The sequence below is a fragment of the Marinomonas dokdonensis genome, assembly GCF_052747885.1.
The window spans coordinates 465290-489498 of sequence record NZ_JBRAND010000002.1 but is presented as its reverse complement, the minus strand read 5'-3'; the positions used below and the strand labels follow the sequence as shown (position 1 = coordinate 489498).

The following is a 24209-nucleotide window of genomic DNA, read 5'->3' as shown; positions in this document are numbered from 1 at the left end:
TGGACGTTTTTCTGACATTCGTTTTAATCCTCACTTTGCGGGCCAGTGGCCTGCGCATTTCGTGTAATAAACATGGCATCGCCATAACTAAAAAATCGGTATTCTTTCTCGACCGCAGCCTTGTAGGCAGCCATCACATGATCATAGCCCGCAAAGGCACTGATCAGCATAATCAAGGTAGACTCAGGTAAATGGAAATTCGTTACCATGGCGTCTACTGTTTTAAATTCATAACCTGGGTAGATAAAAATACTGGTATCACCCTGCATTGGGGCAATCTCGCCACTTTGGCTGGCGGATTCCAAGCTTCGAACGCTTGTCGTACCGACGGCAATGACGCGACCACCACGAGCTTTAGTCGCTTTGATCTGCTCAACCACCGCAGGCTCTACGTCCACATATTCGGCATGCATGATATGGTCTTTCACTTCTTCAACCTTTACTGGCTGAAAAGTCCCCGCACCTACATGCAGTGTGACAAATGCCGTCTCAACGCCCTTAGCCTTTAACTTGGCAAGCAAGGCATCATCGAAATGCAGGCCTGCTGTGGGTGCCGCGACAGCACCGGGCTTTTGGTTGTAAACGGTTTGGTAACGTTCTAAATCGCTGTCTTCATCTGGCCTTTCAATATAAGGCGGCAACGGCATATGCCCTACTCGACCTAAGACATCCAATACGGGTTCCGCAAAAGCTAGATGAAACAATGCGCCTTGGCGCCCTAACATGGTCACTTCAATGTTTTCGCCTTTGTCTTGACCAAGGAACAACTTACTGTCTGCTTTTGGGGACTTACTGGCACGAACATGAACCAAGGCTTCATGGCTGCCGATAACTCTTTCAACTAAGACTTCAACTTTACCACCAGACTCTTTCACCCCAAACACGCGAGCAGGAATCACTCGAGTATTGTTAAACACCATCAAGTCACCGGCTTGCACCAAATCTAAAACATCTGGAAACTGGCCATGTTCTAAAGCGCCACTTGGCCCATCAAGATGCAACAATCGACTAGCTGTACGATCTGGCATAGGGTAATGGGCAATCAAAGAATCGGGTAAATCAAAGTGATAATCGGATACACGCATGAAAAGAAAACTACCTAGAAAAACGACCCGGTATGATAGCGAAAATCGACACTAAAAGGTACTTCCATCGCCCCTCATATGAAAAAACAACAAATATATTTGCACTAAGTGTTGACAGGGTGTGAAAAAAACCTAAAATACGCCTCACCTTTTTCAAGGCCAGTGTGGTGGAATTGGTAGACACGACGGATTCAAAATCCGTTGCCGAAAGGCGTGGCGGTTCGAGTCCGCCTACTGGTACCAACATGAAAAAAGCCCTGATCGCTGATCAGGGCTTTTTTTTCGTCTGCACGTTATCGGAATTGAATTCAAGGGGTCAGTGTCGTTGATTTTTATAGCCCTTTGACTTCCTATCCCCTCCAGAATTCAAGGGGTCAGTGTCGTTGATTTTTATAGCCCTTTGACTTCCTATCCCCTCCATGCTCCGCTGTTTTACCAGCAATACCCATTCGACGTTCAAACTGTTCAATAAACTTCTCACTTCCTAAAACCCAGGATTTATTTGTTGCTAAACGAATAGCTTCTACATCCATGTCAGGAATGTGTGTTTGAAACAGCTTTCGATACGCACTCGCTCGCAGCTCAGAGTTTTTGCCAAGAGCGATATAACTGTCGTGAGGAGTAAGCATTTGAATCTCTACACCTGCCGCATTATGACAATAACTCGACCATGAATAATCTGCCGCGTGTTTCACCATTCCCGCCCTCACAGGATTCAACTCGATATAGCGATAGACAGTTAACAAATAGTTATCTGTATCAACCAGTGTCGACTTGTAACGCCCCTCCCATAAAGTACCCGTTCGAGAATAAATATGATTAAAATATTGAACATATCGTCGACCAATCGATTGCATCATACGACTAACGGACTCCTCGCTAGAAGGCGTAGCCAATATATGAACATGATTCGTCATTAGTACAAAAGCATGAATCGATACACCATATTGTTCAGCCGCTTCACGCATGAAGTGCAGGTAAGCCTTATAGTCAGAATCATCACGAAAACACGCATCGCGATTATTTCCGCGTTGAATGATATGTAATGGGTAACCGGGTAGGTATAGTCGTGGTCGTCGAGCCATCGTTTCTTCCTTGAAACAAGTGATCTCTATATCTTAGTAAAGTTTATAGAGGAGGCGAAAACACAGAGAACGAGAGCGACTATATTCTGAAATCAATGACTCTGCCCCCTTGAATCCCTGAAAACTCAAGTTGAGATCGAAATGAGTATGGGATACATTGTTTTTAGGTTATAAAGGTATTACTCCAATAAACTCTAAGATAGAGTAAAGCAGAACCTCTCCATACAAAAAGGATATAGTATGAATGCCAGGCAAGAACTAGAATCAGCCTATATAAACCTCCTCAATGAGTCATATCATATATTCAAAAATGATAATGGCGAACTTCTAGAAAATCTTTCTAACTTATTTCTGCCATCGATCAATCACGAATACAGTAATGCAAAAAATAAAATAATGATCATTGGTAGGGAAACAAGAGACTGGAACACCAAATCTACCTACAAAATATCTGACGTTAAAAACTATGTGAAAGAGTCTATGGATTACCATGAGGGCTTCCTCTCAAGAAGACTAAGTGAAACTAATAGTAAAGGTAGGTCGTTCCATCATTTTACCCGTAATATAGCCAAGAAAACTGGTGAAGAAGGAATAATATACTCAAATTTGTTTTGCTTCTCATCAAAAGAAACCTTGCCAAAAAAATCAAAGGTTTTTGATGAAATAATTACGTTATCAGAGAAAATAATTCGCGCTCAAATCAGAATTTTAAAACCTGACATTATAATTTTCGCTAATGGCTTCGACTCAACCTCACTTAAAATCAGAAGAAAATTCTTCCCTATAGATGGTCCTCAAAATGTATGCCTAAACCCTAAAAGCTATCAAGAAGAGTATGGAATATCTAATAAACAACTCTGGAGTTTCGAATTGAGCTTTGAAGGCAGATCAATACAGGCGTATCGAACCTACCATCCTAGTGCAATCAGTAAAGATGCTTTTTCCGCTCACAACTTTCTGATTGATCTTCTACCTAAATCATAAGGACATCACCTTGACAAAATCAACATTAATCATAGGCGTTGGTGGTGCTGGCACAAAGATCAGCAATAATATTAATCAAGAACTTAATTTTGACCTTTTACTAGTCAATACTGATATTTCATCCTTGAAAAATTATAGCAATAAAAATATTTTGCATGTTGATTTAGCACCTAATGAGTTAACAGCGAACTCTCCCGCTCTAACCTCTGCATTACTAAACTCAGAACTAGAACGTTATATAAGTGGTAAAGAAAGAATAATTATCATCTCAGGGTTTGGTGGGAAAGCAGGAACATTTATTTCGTCCGAAATAGTCAATATCGCCACGAAGCATACTCTTGACATTAATCTCTTAGCCACTTTGCCGTTTACTTTTGAAGGGAAGAGAAGGGCTCTATCTTTAGACGCTCTATCAAAGCTAAAAGAATCATCGACTATCAATATAATAAAGTATGACAACGAGAACTTAGCAAAAAACAAAAACCTCACACTCAATGAAGTCTTTGAAACAGCAAACAAAGAGATATTTGACATAATAAAAAATATTTGATTTTTTGATTTATTTTAGAAAACAACTTCCAGTAGAAGATTGATAAAATATCTATTTCTACTGGAAAAACCAAAAAGCCCATATTCGTACTCAGTTACAGCTACCAATACATAAACGACTATAAATACATCAGTAAAACTATACTTACTCTCATTCCATAAACAATCCCTGTACTATTCAGTTGTTGCTGTTTTATCTAGCGTTGATCTACATAATATTGCAGCTTCTTTCACACCAATTTCTAAGTTCAAGGGGGCAGTTTCGTTGATTTTTTACTCTTTTGACTTCCTATGCTCTCTTGTTTTATCAGCAATACCCACTCGAAGTTCAAACCGTTTAATAAACTTCTCACTCCCTAAAACCCAGAGTTTATTGGCTGCTAAACAAATAGCTTCTATATCCATGTCAAGAATATGCGGCTAACAGACTCTTCATTAGACGGCGTAGCCATTATAGTCAGAACAATCTCGAAAACACGCATCGCGATTATTTCCGCGTTGAATGATATGTAATGGGTAATTGGGTAGGTATAGTCGTGGTCGTCGAGCCATCGTTTCTTCCTTGAAACAAATGATCTCTATATCTTAGTAAAGTTTATAGAGGAGGCGAAAACACAGAGAACGAGAGCGACTATAGTCTGAAATCAACGACTCTGACCCCTTGAATCTGAATCCCTGACCCCTTGAATCCCTAGTCGATTCAGAGCTCAAAATCCGTTTAAAAATACCCCATACTTATTCGTTAGCGACCCTTCTTTACGTTATATTCCACCTGAATATTGATATAATTTTGACTTATGTAAAAATAGCGACCGCGCGTCGACAATAAACAACTTAAGAAGGCAAATAGCTTCGCCTCTCTATGGATTCAACGAGGACTCAATGGAATTAAGCACCTGGTTACTGTACATAAGTGTCATTAGTATTTTGATCTTTAGCCCTGGCCCATCAGCATTATTATGCATCTCTGATGGTGTTAAATTCGGCAATAAGAAAACCATCCCAACGGTTTTTGGTGGCGCCTTTGCTGCCCTAGTGCTAATGACTGTCTCTGCTGTTGGTCTTGGCGCTATTCTGGTCGCGTCCAAAACCCTGTTTTTTGTCATTAAAATAGTTGGTGCGCTTTATTTAGTGTATTTGGGCTGGTCTTCTTGGAAAGAAGGTAGCATCAAGCTAGAGACCGATCTTGATGACAAGAATAGCATTACTAACTATTCCGGCTTTTCACTGTTCAAGAAAGGCTTTATGGTGGGCATCAGTAACCCTAAAGACTTACTCTTCTTTATTGCCCTGTTCCCAAGCTTTATGAGTACGTCTTCGTCGCAAGTTGAACAGTATTTTATTCTTGCAGGGACTTGGCTGGTTATCGACTGTACTTCCATGTTTATGTATGCCGGTATCGGCGCTAAGATTTCGCCTTGGTTGTCCAAGCCTAAAACAATGAAGTTGGTAAACCGCACCGTGGGCAGTGTATTTGTCACCCTAGGCAGTGCTCTCGCTATCTCTACTGGTTTTAGCAAGAAAGCCTAACCCGCTAGCAGGAGGCAAGTGTCCTCCTGCACTTTCACATCATTTGAAAGCGAGTACTCTAAAGGAGTACTTTTTTACTGCTCTATCCTTAGCTTTTTTGCATCTGCTGTTGCCCAAGACTTTTTTTTCGCCTAAAGTGCCCCTCCATTAGCCCATACAGAGAGCGTAACCATGAATCGTCGCAAAAAAATCAAAACCATTCTTACCAAACGCTCTAAGCAAGCTAACTTAAAAGCCAACCCTAAAAAGGCAAAACCTAAGTACATCTCTAAGGCAGAACGCGCCAAATTAGAAGCAGAAGAAGCAGCTCAAGTTTCCGAAAATGGCTCTGCATCGGCCACCGAAGCAAACCAAGATTCCATAGAGTAAAACTGAGTTTTAGAGACTTGCAATTATGTAGAAAAAGAGATTTTTTCTCGTTCTCAGATTACAAATAGGGATGTTTTTGTATACTGGTTGCAGCGGATAAAGAACTCATCAAAAGGAATTCAACACTGTGGCAAATTTCAAACTTCATTTTGCAATGTTAGGGTTATCACTTCTTTCTACAAGCCTTTGGGCGCAAGACTCTTTTAAAACACAACTTGAGGCGATGTCATTAAGTGATATAAATAGGTCTGAAGCGGCCTTGATTGCAGAGTTGAAAGAACGCACAGAAGTCACCTATCAGCCAGTTCAGACCAGCTATTATGCGATCTCGCAAGCTAAACGCGACAGTGACAAAAAAAATCTAGTTGAACATACCTTAGAATTAATTAACGCAAAACTCTCGTTAATGAGCCGAGTGAACGCCCGTAAAGAGTCTCCTGGTTATAATGATAAAGCCTATGTAGTTCTAAATAACATCACTGTTAAATCATCAACAAAACATGACTTTCGTAAGGCCAGTGCCCAAGGTATTACCCTAGTAAAAGGGGAACTCATCAAGAGTGATATTTTCTCCGGCAATGTATCGTTTCCCCTCAACTATCGAACTACTTACAGTGAAAAAGAAAATGTTTACATTCAAGGGGTGAAGCCTAAAGCAGATGGCTCGGTGGATTTCGACGTAAAATACGATAACCACACTTATCATGTGCATGGTGTCGTGACCATTTCAAAAAATGGCTGGAACTAATCTAGAAGGTTAATCAAAGCTTTTGATGAAACTAAAGCTCTGACCATACCGCCCATTCATTGCCACATGGGTCTAAAAAATGAAAACGACGCCCGCCAGGAAACTCAAATATTTCTTGCTCAATAGTGCCACCTGCTGCTTTGATTTTCTCAATTAGACCCGCAAGGTCGTCACTTTTTAAGACCACTAAGGCAGCACCAGTTTGGGGGCGTGAGGTGAAGTCTGCCTCAAAGAAACCGCCATCTAACCCTGCGTTTTCAAAGGCTGTGTATTGCTCACCATAGTCGGTAAAACCCCAGCCAAACACCTGACTAAAAAAAGCTTTGTTCAAGGCTAGGTCGCGCGCGGGCAGCTCCACATAATTTATCTTTGTTGATGTCATTTTCTTATCCTTGTCTAATTTGAATTTGCCATGGCAACTAATACCACGCTGACAATAATCATCAAGCCGCCAATCATTTGTTGAACACTAATTCTTTCCGCAAAGCGAACCTTTGAATAATACAAGGTACCAAGAATCTCAACCTGTCCTAGGGTTTTCACCAAAGCAGGATTCACCAAAGCAAAGCCCGTAAACCAACCGATAGAGCCTAGTGAGCTAAACACACCTACTTTTAAACTAAGGCCTAACTGGTGACGAAAAGGCGACAACAGATCACCACTTTTGTAGATTTGAATGCCACATAAAATAATAGACTGTAAGGCCAATACATACCAAAGGGTAACCCCTGCACGAGTAATAATAGACCCCGTCAGTTCATGGCTGGCCATTGAGGCCATAACGGAAGTAATCGCAAAACATAGACCACTGCCCAAGCCTGCAATCAAAGACACATCTTTATGAAGATATTTAAGATTTTGCCATTTCACGCTCATCACCAGTGCGCCTAAAACGCCAATGGCAACACCCCACCAGGCCATAGCGCTCAAGCTATAGTGCAAGAGTGGTAAACCTATCAAGGCGGCTAGCACGGCTTCAGTTTTCGCCAATAAAGTGCCCAAGGCAAAACTGCCAGACTGAAACACTCGTAGCATTAGATAGGTCGCTAAAATTTGCGCGATGGCACAGGCGGTGGCAGCCCAAAAAAACACGCTGCCCGGCTCAAAGGACACCCAACCAAACAACAAAGTACACAAGACCAGATACAAGGTAACCAGAGGCAAACCAAATAGAGAGCGCGACATAGTGGCATGTAAAAAACCCGATTCGCGAGCAAGCGTATTTTGATAAGCAGTGCGGACAGACTGACAAGCGGCTGCAAACAGGGTAATAAAGATCCACATAAAATAGCGCCTAGAAGGAAGGAATGAGCGAATATTCTGAGGCTTTAGAGAGGATTTGTACAAGGAATATCATTTATTTAGAGAATTCCTGCGAGGAATGTGAGAGCTTGCAAGAAACGTCTCCTCTCTTCTTGGCCACATCACCAATGATGGCATAGCCAAGAAGAGAGGGATTAAACTAGATACTAGCCGCTAATTGATCCACTAAAGATTGCAAGGTTTGCTTTAATTCTGCATCCACCAGCTCACCGTCTTGCATGGCTTGATGATAGCTTGGCACACTTAAACTACCGATGAGACGGCCATTGAAGTGAGGCAAGTTACTTTCGGCCAGTTGCAGTACATTGCGAGCACCGCCCGGCCCTGGGGACGTAGCCAAAGCGAGAATAGGTTTATTTTGATAAACCTTTTTCTCAACCCGTGAAGCCCAATCAAAGGTATTTTTATAACTGGCAGCGTAGTTACCATTGTGCTCAGCAAAGCCGATGATCAATCCATCGGCGCTGGCGATTTCGGCCAGAAATTCGTGGGCAGCTGGCGGCACACCAAAAGTGGCTTCTTTATCAACACTAAAGATTGGCATTTCAAAATCGTTAAGGTCTAACACCTTAACCTCGGCATCAGGAAGTAAACTCCCTGCATAGCTGGCTAATGCTTTATTTATGGAGTGGCGGCTAGAACTTGCTGCAAACGCTACTATCTTCATACCTTACCCTTGCTCACTATATTTTTATTGTTAGCCCATTTTGCCTATCAGGCATTCAGATTAGCCCGATCTTCCTAGCGAGACACTAAGTCCATTTTCATCTTTTTTTGATGCTTTGATTTTTAAACTAACAGAATGAAAACACTATTCAAACATTCTTTTGTAGCCTTTGCATTGACCGAAGCCCTAGGTTTGATATGAATTTTGTTAAGCTTTGTACTATTCAGCACAGCACCCTATCGGCAAAGCCATCATTTCCAAGTCTTTTCCCCTCCGATAAAGAACCATAATCCGCAAAACGTGGCTTATCCTTAGCATGTACTTGATCGGCTCTTGGCCAAGGCCAACCACCAAACTGACTCTGCTGATAATCCGCAAAGGCTTGTTGTAACTCTTCACGACTATTCATCACGAAAGGCCCATGCTGCTCTACCGGCTCGTCAATTGGCTTACCCTGTAGTAGCAATACACGAGCACTCTCACCCGTGTTATTGAGGGTTAATGCTTGCTGAGGATCTAGAATCAAGGCCTGTTTACTTGCCACTAAGGTCTCATCCAATTGCATTTGGCTGCCTTCAAAAAAGTACAGGGTGCGGTTCAAGCCGCCTTCCCCAGCAGGAAGCACACATTGCCCTTGTGCTGGAATATCGATTAGCCAGATAACAACCCCATTGGACTTATCAGCCGCCCAAGAATTAGGCGGACAAGCCAAGGCTTGTACTTCACCCAAATCCCCTGCAATGACTTTGATACGGCTCTCGATACCCTGTTCATCGGCTACCGAAACTACTGGTGTTTCTTCATTCCATAACATTGTGAAGTGAGGTGGTACCATTTTGCTTTTCGCCGGCAAATTTAACCAAAGTTGAAACAACTCAACTGGATTATCTTTTTCTTCGTTAAGTAAGGGGAACATCTCAGAATGCTGCACACCTTGGCCTGCCGTCATCCATTGACTGTCACCTTCACCATAGCGACCAGCTGCCCCCATAGAGTCGGCATGATCCACTAACCCCTTATTGACTATGGTGACGGTTTCAAAGCCACGATGGGGGTGCGCAGGAAAGCCTGGCACCTGTTTGCCGTGATACATACGCCAGCCGTCTATGCCAGCGAAATCTTGTCCTAATGAACGTCCAGATAAAGACGCCCTAGGCCCCATTTGACCATTGCCTTTGGGGTAATGGTCATTATGAAAGGCACAAAATAAAAAAGGATCAAAGGTTGGCCAAAACATGTCTAATGGTAGGCGTTGAAGAATGGCTGAACTCATTACGATCTCCTGCATAGCGATACAATAGGCATATCATAGCAGGCAATTAGATAAATAATTTATGGCGATTTTGGATGCTTATGATTCAATTTTTGAATCTTCTTGATAACAAAAAAAGCCGCTCTAATGAAAGCACTAGAACGGCAAAAACAATGAAACTGAATAATATTAAATGGCGACGGAACCAAAACTAGGTTCGGCGTGGGCATGGTCTAAGGCTTGCTGAGCGTGTTTTATATATAGCACCTCAGCACTGGCTTTAGAGTCTGCGTCATGGCCATGACTCCAAGCAAGTTTGCGTTCATCCCTTGGTGAAATGCCGATATGTTTACGGTAGCAACGACTAAAGTGTGGGGTTGAAATAAAGCCGCAGGCCATGGAAATTTCAACGATCGACATACTCGATTGTTTCAATAGCATACGGGCACGTTCTAATCTTAACCGTAAATAGTATTTGGATGGGGAGCAGTCTAGGTGCTTATGGAACATACGCTCAATCTGACGACGAGAAACATCAACAAAGTTGGCCAATTCATCGAGTTCAATCGGCTCTTCTAAATTGTTTTCCATTAGCTCAATGACATCCACCAATTTAGGGGTACAAATGCCGCCTGTGCTGAATTGGCGCTGAGGCATACGCTGTTGGTCAGATTCATTGCGGATACGCTCACAGATGAACATATCAGATATGGCATTGGACAACTTGGTGCCGTGTTGCTTGCCAATCATGGTCAAGAACATATCCATGGGGGCGCTGCCACCCGAGGCGGTGAGACGGTCACGGTCAATCGAGAAAAGCTTGTTATTGCAGTTCACCTTAGGGTAAGCCTCTTGCAAGGCCGTTAGGCATTCCCAATGGGCGCTACAGTGGTAATCGTTCAATAAACCTGCATGGGCTAAAACATAGCCACCGGTACAAATAGACCCGATACGCACATTTTTGCGGGCTTGTTTGATCAACCAAGAAACTTGTTTTTCTGTATAGGCACGAGTGATATCCAGACCACCAGCCACTATGATCAGATCATATTCACCGGCGTCTGCAAGAGAGGTATCTGGGGTCAAACTCAGGCCGTCACTGGCGCAAATGCTTTCCCCTGTTTCAGAAATCAAATTCCAACTGTACAACTCGTCAGCGGCTAACTGATTCGCCATACGTAGAGGCTCAATGGAGGAAGCTAGGGCGATCATAGTGAAGTGATCAAGTAATAAGAAACCCACACGCGTGGTGTTGGTTGGCTTCTTAGCCGAAGCGGAAAGATTATCTGGAACCATGTAGATACCCTCTTTTGTAAGCGTCTTTATCTAAAATAAGGGTAGGCAAAAACTAGACCAGTATTTAAATAAGCGCCTTTTTATTCTTAAAGGTTTTCATAATTTTGTTATGAATCATTAGCTTAGCAACAAAAGCCAATAGTGACACATAAGTTACATTAAGCGTCACTATTCATAACAAAACCATACGCACTAATATAGACCATTAGTGCCTCTTTATTAAACGCTTATTTAGATAAAACTTAAGGAAGGTGCGATTAAGTCTTCTGAAGCCAGTGAACTTGTTCGTACCTTCCTTAATATTCAATCAATAAATCGGATTTGGCGACGGTACAGCATGACAACACATAGCCAGCTTCCACATCTTCATCTGTGATACCACCATTGTGATCCATCTGGGTTTCACCTTCTTTCACCAGCACCTTACAGGTACCACAGATGCCCATACCACAAGCTTTAGGGATCATCAGGTCGAGCTTGGCGGCGGCATTATGAATGGTCTCCCCTTGTGCCACTTGAATACTCTTACCATAGTCACTGAACTCAATGCGCATTAGGTCTTCATGATTCACCGCATCCGCTTCTGCTTGGGCCACTTCTGCTTGCTCTATGGCATCTTCCACGACACTTTCTGGCGTTTCTCCGAAAGATTCCTCATGGTATTGGGCCATATTAAAGCCCCGTTCTTCAAGCAGCTTTCTCACCGCTCTCATATAGGGCGCCGGCCCACAACAAAAGATTTCACGCTCCATGAAATCAGGTGAAATCATATCCAGTTTGGCGGCATCCAAATAGCCACGATAGCCCTGCCAAGGTAGGCCGTTTTCCATGCGCTCAACAATCAAATACAGACCAAAATTGTCTAACCTAGCCGCCATGTGGTCTAACTCTCGGGAGTAGATCACATCTCGTGGTGAGCGAGCACTGTGAATGAAGGTAATGTCCACTTCGGCATTGGTATCAAACAACCAGCGTGCCATGGACATCACCGGCGTAATGCCTACCCCACCGGACAAAAGCAAAACCTTTTCGGCAGGGTAATCAATACAGTTAAACTGCCCTACCGGACCATGCACGGCCAGCTCCATGCCCACCGTCATATTATCGTGCAACCAATTAGACACCTCACCACCGGGTACGCGTTTCACGGTAATGGAAAAACTGTAAGGTACAGATGGCGAACTGGAAATGGTGTAAGAGCGCATCACCTGCTTGTTGTCTATTTCCAACTCAAGGGTGACAAACTGGCCTGGCTTGAAGAAGAACATCACCGGCTGCTGGGCCATAAAACAAAAGGTGCGTACATCCCATGTTTCATGAATGACTTTCACACAACGAACGTTATGACGACCGTTAACCCATGTTTGGGTGTTAACGGGAGCAAAGTAGTCTGCTGTATCAGCAGGAGGGGTCGGCGTAGTCATAAATGGCTCCCTTGGTGTGTCGCGAAAATGTCCGCTAAATAAAGAATGATTTCGAGCCATTTTGAGTGCACTCAGGCAATTCGAATTAACTCTAAACGACAATTAGTTGCTCATTGCAGCCAAGCCTATTACGACGTTGAGATAGACAGACTCCTAGCGTCGATTTAAATGCTACAGGGTGTCGTGATCAGGCATTTTTTGCCCCCTACATTAGCGGAATATAGCCTTAGATATAAAACCACTTAACTTCCACTCTTTTTTGTCATTAGGGTCCGAAAGATGAAAGCAAACGATCTATTAAATGTGCGTCACGCCAACCTAGCGGATGCTCGTATTGCTATGACTGAGCTACTAGAAAATCGTCGTCCAAACTATTCTCTAGATGCTCCGCTTTATAACGATCCGCACATGTTTCGTTTAGATATGGAAGAAGTCTTCCAGAAGCAGTGGTTGTTTGTGGGCATGACCAGTGAGATCCCCAAGAAAGGCGATTATTTCACGATAGAAGTGGGACAAAACCCTATTCTTGTCCTTAGGGATGGTGAGGGTAACGTGAATGCCTTTCACAACACATGCCGCCACCGAGGATCGCTCATTTGTACAGAACACAGAGGCAAAGTTGCCAACCTAGTGTGTCCCTATCACCAATGGACCTACGACCTAAAAGGCAATTTGTTATTTGCCGGTACAGAAATGAACGAAGGGTTCGACCTGAAACAACATGGCTTACAAGCCGCCCACTGCAAAACCGCTGGGGGCTTTATTTTCGTGTGTCTTGGCAAAGAGCAACCGGAAGATGAGTTCGATGACTTTTTAGCCACACTCGAAACCTATATGGAGCCCTACCAAGTTGAGAACACCAAGCTCGCCGCAGAATCTCACATGTATGAAAGAGCTAACTGGAAGCTAGTGCTGGAAAATAACCGTGAATGTTATCACTGTAATGCCAGCCACCCGGAGTTGCTCAATTCTCTATTAGAGTGGGACGACACAAACGACCCAAGAGCGCCACAAGAATTCCACGATCACTACAATGAGCAAGCAGCCCAGTGGGATGCCGAGGGAATCCCTCATTTGCATCAAAGCTTTGGTGAAAAGCAGCGCAATCGTATGGTGCGTATGCCCCTTAAAAAGGGTACACACGTAATGACCATGGACGGCAAACACGCCAGCAAGAAGCTACTGGGGCGCATCAAGAACAGCCAGCTTGGCTCCATGCGTATTTTGCATTTGCCTAACTCTTGGAACCACATGCAATCGGACCATTTTATCGTCTTCCGAGTGTTGCCTATCTCTGCTCAAGAGACCATGGTGACCACCAAGTGGTTCGTCCATAAAGACGCGGTGGAAGGGGTAGATTATGACAGTGACAATTTACGCCACGTATGGGATGCCACCAATGAGCAAGACAAGGTGCTTGGAGAGCGCAACCAGCTAGGCATCAACTCCATTGGTTATCAACCAGGCCCCTACTCTGAAACCTATGAGTTTGGTGTCATTAACTTTTTAGACTGGTACGCAGATACCATGTTGAAAGGGTTAAAATAACGCCTCTCGCAGCGTAACACTGATGACAGGGAGTGTTATGCTGCGATTTTCCCCCTAGGCTTTCGCCCTAGTCCTTTGTGCTATTTTTCTTTAGCCATTCCTTTGGTGACATGCCCAATTTCTTACGAAACACTCTGGCCAATACCGAGCCCTGCTCGTAACCCACTTGGTTTGCCACTAAGCTAACGGGCTTACTCTCTAGTAGTAATTGCTGGGCGTGGTTTAGGCGTAAATCTGTCAGAAAGTCATTGGGTGTTTGGCCGACGGTTTCTCGAAACACCTCAGCGAATTTTGAGCGTGACATCCCCGCTTGCTCCGCCATGGATTCTAGACTCCATACTTCCTCCACAGAGTCTTGTAGCTTAACCATCAATTTAGACAACTGGGGGTGACTTAAGCCCGCCAACACACCTTGAATGACCAAGCCTTCATCACTTAAATGACGGAACACCTGTATCATCAGAATATCGCACAACTTGGTCACCAGTGCTTTTTGCCCCAGCCCTGCCCCACCGATTTCTCGGAACAACCAATCTACGGTAACTTCCATCGGGCTATCCGCCAAAGCCACGCTAACTAATTTAGGCAAGCTAGCAATCATTTTTTGTTGTTCTAACGCCGTAAAATCTACCCGAGCACATATCAACTCAGCTTGATCCAAATCGCTTGCCATTAAGTAATGAGGGCTGGTAGCAGGCAGGAAGATCAGACTGGGTTGATCAAAATGCATTTTATGACCGCTCTGACAGGTAATGCTAACTTTACCCGAGCGTAAATAGTGCAAATGTCCGCTGTTAGCTACTTGCTCTACTCCAAGCATTTTTTGACCACAAAAATTGCCATTAAAAATAACGTCGGACTGTATCGAAAAGTTTTCGAGGATGCTTTCTAGTTTATTCACGTAAACCTACTTTTTCTTATCCTTTGGACGAATGGTGTCATTTTGTGGACGCCTAGAGGCCTTTCTTATTCCGCCCATCCCTATACTGGTTTCATTCCTGAGGGAGCTTGTTAGTCAGTGACTTTAACCAATAGTTCATCGACTTTCACCACTTACCTTAAGGGCTTACAAATAAATCCAAGACCAAAAGGAAAACACCATGAGACTGAATAAACTCGTAAAAAGTACCCTTGCAGCGACAGCATTAATGGCCAGTGCTATCGGTTTTGCCGCAGACATTGATATCAATGCCGACGCTAATGATCTTGCCATTAAGGGCTACGATACCGTGGCGTATTTCACCATGAGCAAGCCTGTTCTTGGTAGCGCTGAATTTAGCGCCAACTATAAAAACGCCACTTATCATTTTGTCTCGGCGGAACATCGTGATTTGTTTAAAGCCAACCAAGAAAAATATGCGCCACAGTTTGGTGGATTCTGCGCCATGGGTACCGCGATGAACCTTAAGTTTGATGTGGACCCAACCGCTTGGAAGGTTGTGGATGGCAAGCTTTATCTCAATCTAAATAAAGACGTACAGAAAGCTTGGTTAAGAGATGTACCGGGCAATATCAAGACAGCAGAAACAAACTGGCCTGAGCTAAAAGGCTTAACGCCAGAAGAAGCGCAAGCAAAAAACGGCTAATTCCCTAAGCCGATTTTCTTAGGCAGACAAACCTTTGGGGTTGTCTGCCTAATTTTTTATTCAAGGACGACTTGTTGAGCGTCATGTAATGAAGCATTGATTTGCTTCCAACTCAGACCACTGCGTTTTTTCGCCGCTTTTGGTGCCTGTTGAGTGATTTGAATAAGCTTAGCCGCAATGGATATCGCTATTTCAAAAGGTTGCTTGCCTGCAACTTCTGGTAACCCCACTGGGCACTGCACAAAGTCAATTTCTTCTTTGCTAAAGGATGCGCTAACCAAGCGTTTACGAAACCGCATGGCCTTGGTTTGAGAGCCGATCAGGCCGATAAATCGACAATCTTTGCGATCCAATAACGCCTCCACCAATTGATAATCCAAACTGTGATCATGGGTCATGATCAAAGCAATTTCGTTACTGGACATTTGCTCCACATGATCCAACATACTGGAGTACAAATATGGCGTTACATTTGATGGCAAGCCTTGCAATTGTTGATCTTGAGCAAGATTGGAACGGCTATCTACCCAAGCCACTTTCGCCTTCATGTTACCCAACACATTAACTAGAGTTGTCGCTACATGCCCCATACCAAAGATAGTAATCTTGGTGGCCGGTTCAGCAAAATACTCCAGCAGCACATTCACCGTGCCGCCACAACACTGGTTGCCCTTGGCGGCTAATGGAAAGTGTTCAATCACATGGCTTGGCGTATCGGCTTCTTGCAACATGGTACGGGCTTTTTGACAAACCGCGTACTCCAGTTGTCCACCACCTATGGTGTCGAAGCTATGCTCCTGAGTAATAATCATCTTACTTGAAGACTCCCGAGGAGCAGAGCCTTGCGTCCCAATCACAGTGGCGATTACCCAAGCTTGCCCGCTCTTCTCCACATCCGCCAGCGCTTGAATCCAATTCATAGAAGACATCATGGGCGTTTTCCTTGTTTGGCGGCCTGCATTGAGTAATAAACCGCTTCAGGGGTGGCAGGCACAGCTAAAGGCGGAGAAAACTCATAATCACACACACTGGCACAAGCATCTTTTAACGCACACCAAACTGAGATACCCAGCATTAATGGTGGCTCACCTACCGCTTTGGAGCGATACACAGACTCTTCACTATTGGCACGATCAAAGAGTTTTACCTTAAGCTTTTCAGGCACATCTGCCGAGGTTGGAATCTTATAATTCGCTGGGCTGTTAGTGGTGATGCGGCCTTGGTCGTCCCAACATAATTCTTCGCTGGTCAGCCAGCCCATGCCCTGCACAAAAGCCCCTTCAATTTGGCCAATATCAATATCTGAGTTAATGGATTCTCCCACGTCGTGCAAAATATCCACCTGAGTGACCTTATATTCCCCAGTAAAAGTATCCACTATCACCTCGGATACCGCTGCACCGTTGGCGTAATACAAGAAAGGTCGACCTTTGGCCGCTTTACGGTCGTAGCCAATTTTTGGGGTTTTATAAAAACCAGTAGAAGATAACGACACCCGATTGAAATAAGCGAGCTTTACAAATTCAGGAAAGCTTAGTTGCTCATCCCCTACGCTCACCACATCGTCCGTGATCGAAAATTGTTCTGGGCGAATGCCAAAGTGCTCAACAGCAAACTCACACAAACGGCTCTTAATAGTGGTCACCGCATCTAGCGCCGCCATGCCGTTCAAATCTGTCCCCGCCGACGCCGCTGTCGGTGACGCATTTGGGACTTTATCGGTACGAGTGGCACTGACATTGACTCTTTGATAATCAATACCAAAGGTTTTGGCAACGATCTGAGCCACCTTGGTGTAAAGCCCTTGGCCCATTTCGGTGCCACCATGACTCACGTGCACACTACCATCGGTATAGACATGCACCAGAGCCCCCCCCTGATTAAGGTGTTTGGACGTAAAAGAAATGCCAAATTTCACGGGGGTTAAAGCAAGGCCTTTTTTCACAAATGGGCTGCTTTGATTATAGGCCGTAATTGCCTCACGGCGAGCGCGATAATCCGAGCTGGCCTCTAACTCTTCGATCAATTGCAGCAGTACATTTTCATCCACCGTTTGCCCATAAGGGGTTTTGTCTTTATTTTGCTGATAACAATTTAGCTTACGAATATCGAGAGGATCTTTGCCCACTGTTCGCGCAATTTCTTCCATCACGGTTTCCGCTAATAGCACACCTTTCGGGCCACCAAAGCCACGAAATGCCGTATTGGAAACCGTATGGGTTTTACCACGATAACCACTAATGCGGGCGTTGGGTAAATAGTAAGCGTTGTCCGCATGGAACATGGCTCTATCCACCACCCCATCGGAAAGGTCCGCCGTACAACCACACTTACCGACCATGTCATATTCAGCACTGATGATCTCACCTTGTTCAGAAAATCCTACTTCGTAGCGATTCCAAAAATCATGGCGCTTACCCGTTTGCACCATATCGTCTTGTCGCGGCATGCGATATTTCACAGCGCGACGGTTGCGAATTGCCAATACTGCGGCCATACAAGATAACACGGCGGCTTGAGACTCTTTCCCCCCAAAACCACCACCCATTCGTCGAGTTTCCACAAGAACTTGCGCAACCGATAAGCCCAATACTTTCGCCACCAGCTTTTGCACTTCGGCAGGGTGTTGAGACGAGGCATAGACCAACACACCGCCATCTTCATTAGGGACAGCCACACTGATCTGCCCTTCTAAATAGAAATGCTCTTGGCCTTTAATATACAAATCCGACTTGATTTTATAAGGCGCCCTTGCCATGGCTTCACTGGCATCACCACATTGAATCGTGTGAGTAGGCAATACAAACTCTTGACGAGATAAGGACTGCTGAGGAATTAGCGTTGCTTCTCGTGCCTGATAGCTGATTTCCGCTAAGGCCACCGCTTGTTTTGCAGCTCGTAGACTGGTTGCCGCCACAGCAAAAATCGGCTGACCTATGTAGTGGACGAAATCTCCCGCCAGTAATAGGTCACCACTTAGAACCGGTGATACATCCACTTCACCCGGAATATCGCCTTGTACGATCACATCCACTACCCCTGGGTAAGCACGCACTTTATCAAGGTTAATGGCGGTGATGTCGGCGTGGGCATGAGTGGATTGCCCCGTCGCGATGTGTAATTCATTAGGCCATTCAGGCATATCGTCTATGTAAACGGCTTCGCCAGTCACATGCTTGACCGCCGACTCATGAATCGGCAGAGCCTTACCTTTACCTTGGGTGATGTAATCCTGTGGTAATTTACGCATGGTCTTGCCCTCCTTTACCTGTCAGCGCTGGGACGGCCAGTACGTCTTCGGGAACTTGATGACCACTAAAGGTCACAACTGAATGGCCTGCGGCTTCTAACCAAGCTTTGCGAATTAAGTTTCGTGCCATGTCAATTCGGTAGGCGGAGCTGGCTCGCACATCGCTAAGGGGCGTTAATTCAGAGGCCACCGCTTGTAGGGCATTTAATAAAGCTTGCTCATCACCGATGGTATGACCCTTGAGTGCCTGTTCTGCGTTTACTGCTCGTATAGGCGTTGCCGCCATTCCACCAAAGGCCAGTCTGGCATCGATGAGTTTGTCATCTTCGATCTCGAAGCGAACCGCCAACATAACGCTGGAAATATCATCTTCCATACGTTTTGAGACTTTGTAGTAACGTTGGAACTGTGCCAGTTTGCTAAGGGCGATCTGGAAGTCGATAATCACTTCATCAGCCATTAATTGAGTAGACTTGTAACCTAGATAAAACTCATTGATGTTAACAATGCGCGTTGTGCCATCTGTTTTCAGTAACTGAATGTCCGCATCCAACGCTAATAATAGTGGTGGCATATCGGCAATTGGTGAGCCATTAGCCACGTTTCCACCCAGCGTTCCGCGATTACGTATTTGCCGAGAAGCGATACGGCTTAACAATAAATGAATAGGTTCGTATTGATCTTGGCAAAAGCTTTCCAATTCACTGTATGTCACTGCGGCGCCAATGGATAACGTATCACCCTGTTGCGTAATGGCCTTCATTTCCGCAATTTGACTGACATCGATCAGGTTATCAAAATCTCGGTAAGCTTGAGTATTTTCCAACATCAAATCCGTAGCGCCAGCGACTAAAGTCGCCTCTGGGCTGGCGGTTCTGGCCTGTATAAATTGGGCAAGATTTTGCGGTTGGCTGTAATTGCCTGTAATAGAAGAAGGTTCAGCGAACTCTGACAATTGCTGTTTAACATCAGCATTTTGTGCCAGTAGCGCCCCATAAGGTAAATCCCCCATGGCCAGACCGGCCTCAATAATTGGGCGGTAGCCTGTACAACGGCAAAGATTTCCTGAAATCGCATCACATACGGATTGACGATCAATGTCTTGTTTTAACCCTTGTTTATCTTCAAACAAGCTGGTCAGGGATAACACGATACCAGGGGTACAAAAGCCACACTGGGAACCATGACAATCAACCATGGCTTGCTGGGCAGGATGCAGTGACGAGGCTTGCTGAGAAAGATGTTCCACAGATACCACATGGCAAGCCTCTAAAGACTGCACTGGGGTAATACATGAGTTAATGGTTTGGTATTGTAGCGCCCCATCCACAAGGCGACCCACCAATAAAGTACAAGCACCGCAATCACCGGAACCACAGCCTTCTTTGGTGCCTGTCAGGCCACATTTTTCACGTAAATAGCGTAAGGCAGAAAAATCGCTGGCCACGCTATTGTCTTCAATCAGGGTATCATTTAATAGGAATTTCAAAGCACTCTCCTCGTACAAGTCCAATTAAAATGCAAATATCTGGCCAATCGGTCAAGTATTTTTAAATAATGGACACAAAATCACTAAGAGTCAAAGGTTTAGCGCTTGATCATTACTATCAAAATTCACACTAACTGATTAATTCAATTGTATTTATCGGCGAAATAACGACATATTGCCGACAACGGTTCCCAATAAAATACAGACTAACGCAGTGATTAAGCCCAAGGTCACTTGCTCACCAAACAAGGGCACAGCCATGACACTGGCCAATAAAGGCACCAATGCCATCAAGGCCCCCATGGTAGTTGCACCCAAAATGTGCACAGCTCGTCCATAACACACAAACTGCACAGCGATGGCCATGATGGCTTGGTAAAAGGCTTGCAAGGCAATCATGCTAGTAGAGACTTCGTGAAAGGCTTTGGGCAAGGCGACAAAATAAACTGGGGCAAATAACAAGGTGGTGGCACTTATTACCCCTAGCATGGTGTGCCAAGGAGAGAACTTCCAACGGCGCAGCAGCACAGTGAATATCCCCCAGAAAACACAGGCAATCACAAAGCCGATGTCCCCTTGTAAATAAGAAGCATCGGATAATAAGGTTTCGGTCAATAGCGCCAAGATTCCCAAGCTGCTAATCCCTATACCACACCAAGCTTGGGGGCTGTGACGTTCCCCTGCTAAAAAGTAGGCCAACACGGCGATCATGATGGGCATAAGGCCCGGCAGCAACAATGCCCCATGGGTCGCAGGGGCATATTGAAAGCCATAAAAAGCGGAAAACGAATAGGCTAAGCCACCGATAGAGCCCAGTACCATCATGCGCCAATGGAAGATGTCCTTACGGTGACGCCAAATAAAGGGTGAGAAGATCACAAAGGCTGTGCCAAAGCGCACCATCATCATATCGGGCAATGCTAATGAGGCCAGCGCCCCCGCACGAGAAATTAAAATAAAGCCGGTCCAAATCAGTACCGCTGTAAGAGCAAACATATAGCCTTTTAAGGCTTCATTTGTACCATGAGTGTTGGTTGTCATAGGTTTGTTATTCCATTCTCGCACTACCAAGGCCGCAAGCCGTGGTCCATTGTGCTACTGCCATTCATTAATAAGTTTCCTAGCATCATATAACAAACTCGGCCCACTGCACGGCTTAGTTTCAAACAAGACAGTAAACCAAGCCTGTGATATGGATTTAAAAAGCGCACCGTTAAAGGCCAGTTTGGCGATTTTTCAAACCATGAGGGTGCAGTTTTAGCACTCAATTAGAGCCTTCCGCCCCCTTCTGCATCACTAGGATTTTCTTATTTTTTACATGCTTTATGGCTAAAACCATTAATAACCCTATAAAACACAATGACTTATAAAACATATCAGAGAAGTGCAACAAGTTGGAACGATTGTTGCTAAATACAAACCAGATGAAACAATCGCATCTTTTGTTACTTAAATTAATCAGGGTTTGGAGAAAAAAATGAAAGCAGTCATTCGTCTATCCGTTCTTGCTAGTATGATCGCCAGTGCATCCGCTATGGCCGCCGATCAGGTTACCTTTCAGCTAGACTGGCTACCAGGTGGCGACAAAGCCCCTGTCTATGTAGGTATCCAAGAAGGTTTTTTTGCTGATGAAGATTTGGAAGTCAAAATTGCCAGTGGCCGTGGTTCTACCGATGCACTAACCAAAATGGCTACCGGTCAGTCTGATATAGGTAGCTCTGATATTGGTGCCCTAATGGCGGCAAGAGCCCAGGAGCAAGTACCAATTGTCGCGGTATTGCCTTACTTTACTCAAGCCCCTCATGCTTTCTTCACCCTAGCCAACAGTGGTATTAGCTCAATTAAAGACTTGAAAGGTAAGAAGGTTGCAACCTCTCCTTTCACTTCTTCTAATGCCTTCTTGCCATTAGTACTTAAGCAAAATGGCCTAGCCGAAGAGGAGATTAATCTCGTTAAGGCTGATAATGGTGCCCTGTCACCTATGCTGATCAGAGGCCATACGGATGCGATTATTGCTTGGGTAACGAATACTGCTTTGTTTAAAGCTCAAGCGGCTGAGACAGGTAAAGAAGTCATCGAAATGCCATGGTCGGATTCTGGTTTATCTCTCTACAGCTCTTCTTTGTTGGCGTCAGAGCGTTTCTTGAGCGAGCGCCCTGACGTTGCGAAACGTTTTGTTAAGGCTTTTGCGAAAGCCATTAAATTTACCTACGAGCACCCAGACAAAGCTGGCGAAGCGATCCACAGTATCGTTCCTGAAGTAGACCCTAAAGTAGCGCAAGCACAAATTGAAAGTATTACTAACTTAGTCTTTAACGATGTCACTAAAGCCGACGGCTTTGGCCACTTTACGTCAGACCGCATTCAAAAGACTTGGACTTATGTTGCTGAAGCCAACGGTTTGAGTCTTGACTCACTAGACCCTGCCACCACCGTTAACAGCGCATTCTTTGCGGAGTAATTCCATGGATCAAAATAGCAAATCAGCTTATGTCAGCATGGAAGGGGTGGGTCATAAATTTGACCCACGCCCAGAGGCCCCCATGGTGGTTCAGAACATAGACCTTGGTATTCACCGACACGAATTCGTGTCGGTGGTTGGCCCATCAGGTTGTGGTAAATCTACCCTATTGCGTATGGTGGCAGGGCTGTTAATCCCTAGCCAAGGCAAGGTTTCCGTGTTCGATCGCCAAGTGACAGAACCTAGAGACGACGTAGGTATTGTTTTCCAAAAAGCCAATTTATTGCCTTGGTTAACCGTGCGTAAAAACGTACTTTTCCCACTCAAACATAAGTACGGTAGCTACACCAGTGCCGATGAAAAACGCGCCAATGAACTGTTAGAAATGGCGGGCTTAACCCAATTCGCCGACAAGATGCCAGACGAGTTATCTGGTGGTATGCAACAAAGGGTGGGGATTGTTCGTGCCCTGCTGTTGAACCCAGACATTCTCTTAATGGATGAGCCGTTCTCTGCACTGGACGCCTTAACCCGTGAGCAAATTGGTTTTGATCTATTAAAAATTTGGCGTGATCACCCAAAAACCGTGCTCTTTATTACGCACTCTATTACCGAGGCCGTGTTGCTGTCTGATCGAATCTTAGTGATGAGCAAGCGCCCAGGCACAGTATTAGATTTAATAGAGGTAGATCTACCTCGCCCTCGTTCACAGAAAACCATCACGTCAGAGCGTTTTACTGAACTAACGGATTTAATCAGAGGATATATCTATGAGCCAAACGTACAAGACTAGACCTTGGATCGTGGAACAAGCGGACCGCTTTGCACCTGGGCTGTTTTTTATCGGTCTGGTTCTTCTTTGGGAATTAATCTGCCAAGTGGGTAAGGTGCCAAATTATATCTTACCGTCTCCTTCAGCGATTATTTCAGCCTTTTTCGATGTGGAATTTTCCCGCTGGATGGGACACCTTTGGGCCACACTAAGGGTTGCGTTAATGGGCTTTGCTCTGTCTATCTGTATCGCCCTACCTTTATCCATTGGCATGATGCGCTCTGAGTTAATGAACCGTGTGCTTTACCCTGCCTTGATCGTGATCCAGTCCACGCCGGTGGTAGCTGTGGCACCTTTGATTATTGTTTTACTGGGCACGGACGATCCATCACGGGTGTTGATCACCTGTCTGATCACTTTCTTCCCTCTCGTGGTATCCACCACCACAGGGATGTTGGAAACGCCACCAGAAATGATCGAGTTAAGCCAATCTTTGCGTGCGCCTCGCTACCGCGAAACCTGGCAAATTCGTATTCCTTATGCAATCCCACACATCTTCAGTGGCCTGCGAGTATCCATTACCCTCGCGATTATCGGTGCCGTGGTAGCAGAGTTTGTGGCGGCGGAACAAGGTCTGGGTTATTTCATTCAGTTCTCCACCTCTTTCTTTAAAATTCCACAGGCCTTTGCTGGGTTAATTTTCCTATCTGTGATCAGCTTGCTGCTATTCAAATCCATTCAATGGATCCAAATGTGGCTATTCCCTTGGAGCCTTCCTAAGAAGAAGTGAT

At 44.8% G+C, this 24209-nt stretch carries 23 protein-coding genes and 1 tRNA gene; 11 read left to right on the top strand and 13 right to left on the bottom strand.

The genetic code is table 11. The features are described 5' to 3' along the window. Window positions 1-23 precede the first annotated feature (23 nt). The gene (gene queA, locus ACUM5Y_RS06790; protein ID WP_445976120.1) at window positions 24-1085 is read right to left on the bottom strand and encodes a tRNA preQ1(34) S-adenosylmethionine ribosyltransferase-isomerase QueA; all 1062 of its coding nucleotides are present in this window, start codon (window positions 1083-1085) and stop codon (window positions 24-26) included. A 158-nt stretch (window positions 1086-1243) separates the two neighbouring features. On the opposite strand from queA, the gene ACUM5Y_RS06785 reads away from it, so the two are divergent. Continuing rightward, a tRNA-Leu gene (locus ACUM5Y_RS06785) sits at window positions 1244-1328 on the top strand. 131 nt (window positions 1329-1459) lie between these two features. Here ACUM5Y_RS06785 and ACUM5Y_RS06780 read toward each other — a convergent pair. After that, complete coding sequence (locus ACUM5Y_RS06780; RefSeq protein WP_445976119.1) at window positions 1460-2170, bottom strand: transposase; 711 nt, start codon at window positions 2168-2170, stop codon at window positions 1460-1462. A 240-nt stretch (window positions 2171-2410) separates the two neighbouring features. Between ACUM5Y_RS06780 and ACUM5Y_RS06775 the strand changes: the two genes are divergently transcribed. The 5 genes from ACUM5Y_RS06775 to ACUM5Y_RS06755 all read left to right on the top strand — a co-directional run bounded on the left by ACUM5Y_RS06775 (window position 2411) and on the right by ACUM5Y_RS06755 (window position 6350). Next, window positions 2411-3154, top strand: a complete 744-nt coding sequence (locus ACUM5Y_RS06775; RefSeq protein ID WP_445976118.1) for a hypothetical protein — start codon at window positions 2411-2413, stop codon at window positions 3152-3154. A gap of 10 nt (window positions 3155-3164) precedes the next feature. Further along, a complete protein-coding gene (locus ACUM5Y_RS06770) occupies window positions 3165-3704 on the top strand; it encodes an FtsZ/tubulin family protein (protein ID WP_445976117.1) in 540 nt (179 codons plus the stop codon). 881 nt (window positions 3705-4585) lie between these two features. Then, complete coding sequence (locus tag ACUM5Y_RS06765) at window positions 4586-5233, top strand: LysE family translocator (protein ID WP_445976116.1); 648 nt, start codon at window positions 4586-4588, stop codon at window positions 5231-5233. 171 nt (window positions 5234-5404) lie between these two features. Further along, a complete protein-coding gene (locus tag ACUM5Y_RS06760; protein WP_445976115.1) occupies window positions 5405-5602 on the top strand; it encodes a DUF2986 domain-containing protein in 198 nt (65 codons plus the stop codon). A gap of 127 nt (window positions 5603-5729) precedes the next feature. Further along, window positions 5730-6350, top strand: coding sequence for a hypothetical protein (locus ACUM5Y_RS06755; protein WP_445976114.1), 621 nt, complete (start codon window positions 5730-5732; stop codon window positions 6348-6350). Window positions 6351-6381: 31 nt separating this feature from the next. Here ACUM5Y_RS06755 and ACUM5Y_RS06750 read toward each other — a convergent pair whose 3' ends face one another. From ACUM5Y_RS06750 to gbcB, 6 genes are all read right to left on the bottom strand, one after another. Further along, window positions 6382-6732 (bottom strand): VOC family protein, encoded by a 351-nt coding sequence (locus ACUM5Y_RS06750; protein WP_445976113.1) that lies wholly within the window; start codon window positions 6730-6732, stop codon window positions 6382-6384. Window positions 6733-6746: 14 nt separating this feature from the next. Next, a complete protein-coding gene (locus ACUM5Y_RS06745; protein WP_445976112.1) occupies window positions 6747-7634 on the bottom strand; it encodes an EamA family transporter in 888 nt (295 codons plus the stop codon). A 178-nt stretch (window positions 7635-7812) separates the two neighbouring features. Beyond that, the gene (locus ACUM5Y_RS06740; RefSeq protein ID WP_445976111.1) at window positions 7813-8340 is read right to left on the bottom strand and encodes an NADPH-dependent FMN reductase; all 528 of its coding nucleotides are present in this window, start codon (window positions 8338-8340) and stop codon (window positions 7813-7815) included. A 223-nt stretch (window positions 8341-8563) separates the two neighbouring features. Continuing rightward, window positions 8564-9613, bottom strand: coding sequence for a pirin family protein (locus ACUM5Y_RS06735; RefSeq protein WP_445976110.1), 1050 nt, complete (start codon window positions 9611-9613; stop codon window positions 8564-8566). A gap of 168 nt (window positions 9614-9781) precedes the next feature. Continuing rightward, window positions 9782-10888 carry a choline metabolism transcriptional regulator GbdR gene (gene gbdR, locus ACUM5Y_RS06730; protein WP_445976109.1) on the bottom strand — a complete coding sequence of 369 codons (1107 nt, stop codon included), beginning with the start codon at window positions 10886-10888 and terminating at the stop codon, window positions 9782-9784. Between the two features lie 296 nt (window positions 10889-11184). After that, on the bottom strand, window positions 11185-12312 hold the full coding sequence (gene gbcB / locus ACUM5Y_RS06725) for a glycine betaine monooxygenase reductase subunit (RefSeq protein ID WP_445976108.1): 1128 nt from the start codon (window positions 12310-12312) through the stop codon (window positions 11185-11187). A gap of 279 nt (window positions 12313-12591) precedes the next feature. Here gbcB and gbca point away from each other — a divergent pair, with 279 nt between their 5' ends. Then, window positions 12592-13860 carry a glycine betaine monooxygenase oxygenase subunit gene (gene gbca / locus ACUM5Y_RS06720; RefSeq protein WP_445976107.1) on the top strand — a complete coding sequence of 423 codons (1269 nt, stop codon included), beginning with the start codon at window positions 12592-12594 and terminating at the stop codon, window positions 13858-13860. A 67-nt stretch (window positions 13861-13927) separates the two neighbouring features. On the opposite strand, the gene ACUM5Y_RS06715 is transcribed toward gbca, so the two are convergent. Continuing rightward, complete coding sequence (locus ACUM5Y_RS06715; RefSeq protein WP_445976106.1) at window positions 13928-14761, bottom strand: AraC family transcriptional regulator; 834 nt, start codon at window positions 14759-14761, stop codon at window positions 13928-13930. A gap of 199 nt (window positions 14762-14960) precedes the next feature. On the opposite strand from ACUM5Y_RS06715, the gene ACUM5Y_RS06710 reads away from it, so the two are divergent. After that, on the top strand, window positions 14961-15446 hold the full coding sequence (locus ACUM5Y_RS06710) for a YHS domain-containing (seleno)protein (RefSeq protein WP_445976105.1): 486 nt from the start codon (window positions 14961-14963) through the stop codon (window positions 15444-15446). Window positions 15447-15502: 56 nt separating this feature from the next. Here ACUM5Y_RS06710 and xdhC read toward each other — a convergent pair whose 3' ends face one another. The 4 genes from xdhC to ACUM5Y_RS06690 form a co-directional block, all read right to left on the bottom strand. Next, complete coding sequence (gene xdhC / locus ACUM5Y_RS06705; RefSeq protein WP_445976104.1) at window positions 15503-16378, bottom strand: xanthine dehydrogenase accessory protein XdhC; 876 nt, start codon at window positions 16376-16378, stop codon at window positions 15503-15505. Further along, window positions 16375-18696: a xanthine dehydrogenase molybdopterin binding subunit gene (gene xdhB, locus ACUM5Y_RS06700; RefSeq protein WP_445976103.1), complete on the bottom strand. Its 2322-nt coding sequence runs from the start codon at window positions 18694-18696 to the stop codon at window positions 16375-16377. The genes xdhC and xdhB overlap by 4 nt, the downstream gene beginning before the upstream one ends. After that, a complete protein-coding gene (gene xdhA / locus ACUM5Y_RS06695) occupies window positions 18689-20185 on the bottom strand; it encodes a xanthine dehydrogenase small subunit (protein WP_445976102.1) in 1497 nt (498 codons plus the stop codon). Before xdhA ends, xdhB begins: the two co-directional genes overlap by 8 nt. Window positions 20186-20338: 153 nt before the next feature. Beyond that, window positions 20339-21226 (bottom strand): DMT family transporter, encoded by an 888-nt coding sequence (locus ACUM5Y_RS06690; protein WP_445976101.1) that lies wholly within the window; start codon window positions 21224-21226, stop codon window positions 20339-20341. 436 nt (window positions 21227-21662) lie between these two features. Between ACUM5Y_RS06690 and ACUM5Y_RS06685 the strand changes: the two genes are divergently transcribed. From ACUM5Y_RS06685 to ACUM5Y_RS06675, 3 genes are read left to right on the top strand one after another with little or no spacing between them, the layout of a single operon-like run. Then, the gene (locus ACUM5Y_RS06685; RefSeq protein ID WP_445976100.1) at window positions 21663-22646 is read left to right on the top strand and encodes an ABC transporter substrate-binding protein; all 984 of its coding nucleotides are present in this window, start codon (window positions 21663-21665) and stop codon (window positions 22644-22646) included. A 4-nt stretch (window positions 22647-22650) separates the two neighbouring features. Beyond that, on the top strand, window positions 22651-23439 hold the full coding sequence (locus ACUM5Y_RS06680; protein ID WP_445976099.1) for an ABC transporter ATP-binding protein: 789 nt from the start codon (window positions 22651-22653) through the stop codon (window positions 23437-23439). Beyond that, the gene (locus ACUM5Y_RS06675; protein WP_445976098.1) at window positions 23417-24208 is read left to right on the top strand and encodes an ABC transporter permease; all 792 of its coding nucleotides are present in this window, start codon (window positions 23417-23419) and stop codon (window positions 24206-24208) included. Before ACUM5Y_RS06680 ends, ACUM5Y_RS06675 begins: the two co-directional genes overlap by 23 nt. Window position 24209: the final 1 nt, after the last annotated feature.